Below are 4857 nucleotides of genomic sequence, written 5' to 3'. Positions count from 1 at the left end.
GTACCATGTGCAACCCAAGTCGCTCATCCAATGGAACCACCTGGCCTCTGCCAGCGACATTCAGCCGGGCTCACGTCTCACTATCTATACACGCTAATGTAACAAAAGGTACGGGAGTAGCTTTGATCTCAAGCTGATCATCGCCAGGAAGAAGGATTAGCCGTCTGCTACGACGCGCTGAATACATAGGTAATGGGTCGTTTTTTCTATGTAATTATGGGTGGGGATGATGTTCAGTTGATTCCAGAATGTCTGCCCATCACGACGATAACCAAGAATGATTTCATTGAAAAATCCGTCACTACTCAGTGCTGCGTCGATTCTCTGGAGTACCGCAGTTTCAGTCAGGGGACCCAGTAATTGATGCAGTCCCTGTTGGGCAATTTCCGCCAGGGTGTATCCGGTCATGCGGGTAAAACTGGGGTTCGCATAGAGCACCCGATGGTGGGCATCGATCAGCATGACGCCTTCATCGGCTGCCCCCAGAGTGGCCCCCAGCAACATCTGCTGTTCGCGCTGCTTACGTTCCCGGAGGATATTCACCCAGTCTTCCAACGCTTCACTGACCTGGCGGGCAATGCTTTCCAGAACTATCTGGCAGTCGCGCGGAAAAGCTTGCGGATCCCGGTCATACAGGACCAGCAAGGCCCAGGGTTTATGATCACGGTGGATGGGGAGTATGGCTATGGAGCTTAATTGGTAAGGGCGGATGTTTTGTAGCCAGACATGGCGCAGAGCGCCAGATGTAAAAGGTTCATTAAAGAGGGGAGACTGCTCGCGCCAAACCCGAAGCAGGGGACCTTCATCGGCAGGTAGGCCCATTTGCCGTTCCACAAAACTGTCCAGATAGGCCGTGTCTCCCGCATCGGCCAGGGTGCTTAAGCTGCCGTCGTCTTCGAAATGGCAGACCCAGGCCAAGGCGACTGAGGTGTTTTGTACGGCCAGTGTACACAGGGATTCCAGCAGGGCAGATTCCAGATTGGTATGCGCAATCAACTGTCCAACCGCCTTGTTAAGGGCGAAATATTGGGCGAGACGGGAATGAGGATCGGGTTTGTTGATGTTCTGAAACAGGCGCGCCAAGATCCTTTGCAGCAGGTTAGAGTTGGGGGGCAGGTCGTCGGAAGGACGGGACATTATTCACCACTCCAAGTTCAATGTGGCGGTTGTTGCATAAACTTCAATATGTATTGTGCAACTTCATCAATGACGCTTTCCCATGATTCGGATTGCTGCTGGCGAAATAAGCGCAGGCTTGGATACCAGGGGCTGTCGCTGCGATCAAGCAGCCAACGCCAGTCAGGAGATTTAGCGAGCAGTAGGCAGGTCCTGACATTCATTGCTCCTGCAAGATGTGCAATCGATGTGTCCACGCAAACCAAAAGATCAAGATGATTGAGGATGGCCGCTGTATCTGCAAAATCCTGAATACGGTCACCGAGGGTGTACATTGGAAAGGGGCTATGTGGTATCTGAGCTTCGCCAGAGCCTTTCTGTAGCGAAATGATTTGGACTCCTGGCAGCGAGCCAAGCGGCGTCAATTGTTCTAAAGAGATCGAACGGGCATCATCGTTTTTGTGGAGAGGGTTGCCAGCCCAGACCAAACCGACCCGAAAACCGGAAATTTCCGAAATATGTTTTCCCCATTCAGTATCCAGTTCACTGCCTACAGAGAGATAGGGCATATTTTGCGGGATGCTGTCTACATCTGTTCTGAACACATGAGGCAGGCTCATGAAAGGAATGTAGGTATCAAATTCAGGAAGCGGATCACCCTCAATGAACAATAAGTCGGCCAATTTGGATTGGGCAAACAGGCGGTATAATTCAGAGCGGGTTTCCAGAATAACCCGTCCACCACGCTGCCGGATAAGGGGCAGATAGCGGGCACACTGGAGTATGTCACCAAATCCCTGTTCGGCATGAACGAGAATGGTTTTTCCGTCCAGGCCGCTGCCATCCCATGCCGTTTGGGCGAAGCGTTGAGGATTGTTGTTGTATTTTACCCTGAAACGGCTTTCATAAAGCCTGAAGCCTTCACGGTAGTGACCACGAAGCAGCAGGAAAGTGGACAAATCAAATGCAGACTCGGGGGATTCTCCAGATATTTCGTAGGCTTTTTTGAGCCATTCTTCCGCTTCGGTAAAATTGTCCTGCTGAAAAAGATAAATTCCAAGCTTGCTCATGGCTTCTGCACAATCAGGCTGATTGGATATGATCTGACGGAGTACGTTTTCAGCATCAGTACCGCGTCGCTGACTGAACAGGCAAACGAACAGATTCAAGGCAGCATCAATATGTCCTGGTTCCAGGGTCAGGAGATGGCGAAGCAGTTTTTCAGATTCCGCAAATGCACCACGTTTTTGTAATGGTACGGTAATGTTGAGCAATGCTACCGGGTAGTCTGGATTGATGGTTAAAGCCTGGCGTAATGCCTGCTCTGCTTCATCAAAGCGTTCGAGTTCGCTGAGTACGTAGCCCAGATTGGACCAGGCGACAACGTAATCTGGCTGTATGCTTAGAGCCCGACGCAGCAGTTCTTCTGCAGTCCGAAAATCTCCGTTCTGGCTGAGGAGTACAGCATAATTCAATAGGGTATCAGGCGCATTGGGGGAAAGAGTAAGAGATTTTTCAAAGAGTTTTTGAGAATCATCGAGTTTGCCGTCATTAAGATAAAGCACCGCAAGGTTACAAAATGCCTGAGCATGTTCCGGATCTGCTTCAATGATGTCTCTAAGCTGTGCTTCTTCATTGGAAAGTTGCTGGCCAAAGGCAAGGGGCCGGCCAAGAACCTGCTGAACAAGGCACCAGGAAGGTATCCATGAAGAAAGAATAACTGCGAGCTCCCATGGCTGATTGATCAGGTGCGCAAGGGGTGTCAGGCTTTTTGATTCACGACAGAGATCGCTTACGGCTTCATTCCAGATTGGGGTCAGTCGATCGGTTAAAAATGCCTCATGTGTCGGGAAAAATTCCTGCAGATCCTGCAGATTTCTTCTGTGTTTTTGTATGTACGCGATTTGTTCTGGCTGGTTATATTGTGCATCTGCATAAGACCGCAGCAGACCCATCATCACTGCGCGAAGGTTGTTGACGTACATGAATTTGATGGAACTATCATCGTTAAAATACATATGATTCGGCTCGTCTAGCGATCATCTTCAGTCGAAAGCAGTGCCTTTAACTCTTCTGCGCTGAGGAGATTTCTGATGCTGACCTGATTGCTCCTGTTTTTGATGTTCGATTGAAACATCTGTATGGCCAGGCAATCCAGGATTTCGGAATTTAAACTGCGCTGATGTAATTCCGCATTTTTGACGAGGCACTGATACAGTTCCTCAGGAATTTTATTTAATTCTAAGCTGATCATGGTTCGCCTCGTAGATCTGTTTTTCGATTTCCATTAGCAGAATTCGGTATCCCTGTTCTATGCGTTCAATGGTGTCATCGTTGAATAAATTATCTGGGTACGCCGCAGCCTGAGATATAAGTGCCATTTGTTGACAATAAAGATGATATGTTTTGGGAGACATCAATACGCAAGGTTCGATGATTTTATTAGGCAATTTTTTAATGTTTTGACGATCCAGCATATCGGGTGCATGACGAATCATGGCCGTCAGTCGTTCCCGCTCGTGAAGGATTTCTGCATAAGCACCAATCCAGTCGTTGGGTTTCAGGATGTTTTGGTATGACGGGATTTGTAGATTGCAGATAAATTGAGGGATTTCTTGTGCAGTGATTGGCCTGGAAAATACATAGCCCTGGATCAGGGTAACGTCAAGCCTACGCAATGCGTTCAGGATGGTGGCATCTTCCACGCCTTCAACGATGAGGTTTTTCCCCAGGGAGCGACTCAGTGCAGAAAGCGCTTGGATGAAGTTGAGATCCTGGGGTTTCCGGTATAGGTCGCGAACAAATATGCCATCGAGTTTCAGAGTATCTATGGGCAGATTTTTTATACGTGCCAGTCCGGAATAGGCTGATCCAACATCGTCCAGAGAAAAAGTCATATTTTTTTGTCGGAGCATATTGATCTGGTCGATCATCTGGCCTGAAATTTCCAGGTTACTGCCTTCGAGAATTTCGAGGGCGATATGTTGCGGAGCGATGTTCTCCCGATCCAAAATGCGTAAAACAGATTGTGCAAATTCTGGGTTTTCCAGTTGAAATATTTCCACATTTACGCTGACTTTAAAATTCAGTCCTTGCTTCTGCCACAGGCTTAAATCATGAGCTGCCTGTTTCAGAACGGCAAAATTGATTTGGATGATTTCTTCTGGTTGTAGATAAGGTAATACCTTGTCTGGTGAAATGAGTTGATCATCAGCCTCGAAGCGCACCAATGCTTCGACACGAACGACTTTTCCTTTTTTTAAATCAATGATGGGTTGGTATAAAACAAGAATATTCGGCCTTGCTACTGGTTGATAATGGTTATTTCTCTCTTGAAGCATGGAAAATCTGCCCGGTGATGATTGGGCCGGCTGGCTAGGGATGGGGACAATCTTCTCACCAGACATGGAAAAACCCTACTGTGTGCAGAATAACAATAATTATGGTAGCAGTCAGGATGCATTCCGGGGAAAGAAGGCAAGCCAATATGAGATGAGACATTCTAGGATGCTTAAGATGAAATGGCATGCTGTGGTTCATGTTGCAATGGCCTGTCCGGTAATTTAGGGAATACCTGCTCATTCTCTCAGCTAAATTATTATGTACACCTTCATACCTTAGTTGCTATGCAAACATAACACAAGTTCATATATTCAAAGCTGAAAGAATAAAATAAATAACGTTTCTTAAAAGGTAACGCATACTGAAAATAACGTTACTTATAAATTTACATTGAGTTAC

The 4857-nt window shown here is 47.3% G+C and carries 4 protein-coding genes; all 4 read right to left on the bottom strand.

Translation table 11 applies throughout. The features are described from left to right. Positions 1-156: 156 nt before the first annotated feature. Genes AC2VLY_RS17245 through AC2VLY_RS17230 form a run of 4 tightly spaced genes read right to left on the bottom strand, consistent with a single transcriptional unit; the run spans position 157 to position 4523 of the window. A complete protein-coding gene (locus AC2VLY_RS17245) occupies positions 157-1137 on the bottom strand; it encodes a PAS domain-containing protein (RefSeq protein ID WP_486892804.1) in 981 nt (326 codons plus the stop codon). Between the two features lie 17 nt (positions 1138-1154). After that, positions 1155-3134, bottom strand: coding sequence for a tetratricopeptide repeat protein (locus AC2VLY_RS17240; RefSeq protein WP_486922722.1), 1980 nt, complete (start codon positions 3132-3134; stop codon positions 1155-1157). 14 nt (positions 3135-3148) lie between these two features. After that, the gene (locus AC2VLY_RS17235; RefSeq protein ID WP_193651607.1) at positions 3149-3370 is read right to left on the bottom strand and encodes an Arc family DNA-binding protein; all 222 of its coding nucleotides are present in this window, start codon (positions 3368-3370) and stop codon (positions 3149-3151) included. Further along, the gene (locus AC2VLY_RS17230; RefSeq protein WP_486922720.1) at positions 3348-4523 is read right to left on the bottom strand and encodes an EAL domain-containing protein; all 1176 of its coding nucleotides are present in this window, start codon (positions 4521-4523) and stop codon (positions 3348-3350) included. The genes AC2VLY_RS17235 and AC2VLY_RS17230 overlap by 23 nt, the downstream gene beginning before the upstream one ends. Between the last annotated feature and the right edge of the window lie 334 nt (positions 4524-4857).

This window comes from Acidithiobacillus sp. TH-A36, from assembly GCF_057473445.1.
Note: the sequence above shows the minus strand (reverse complement) of the source record. Positions and strands in the feature narration are given on the sequence as shown.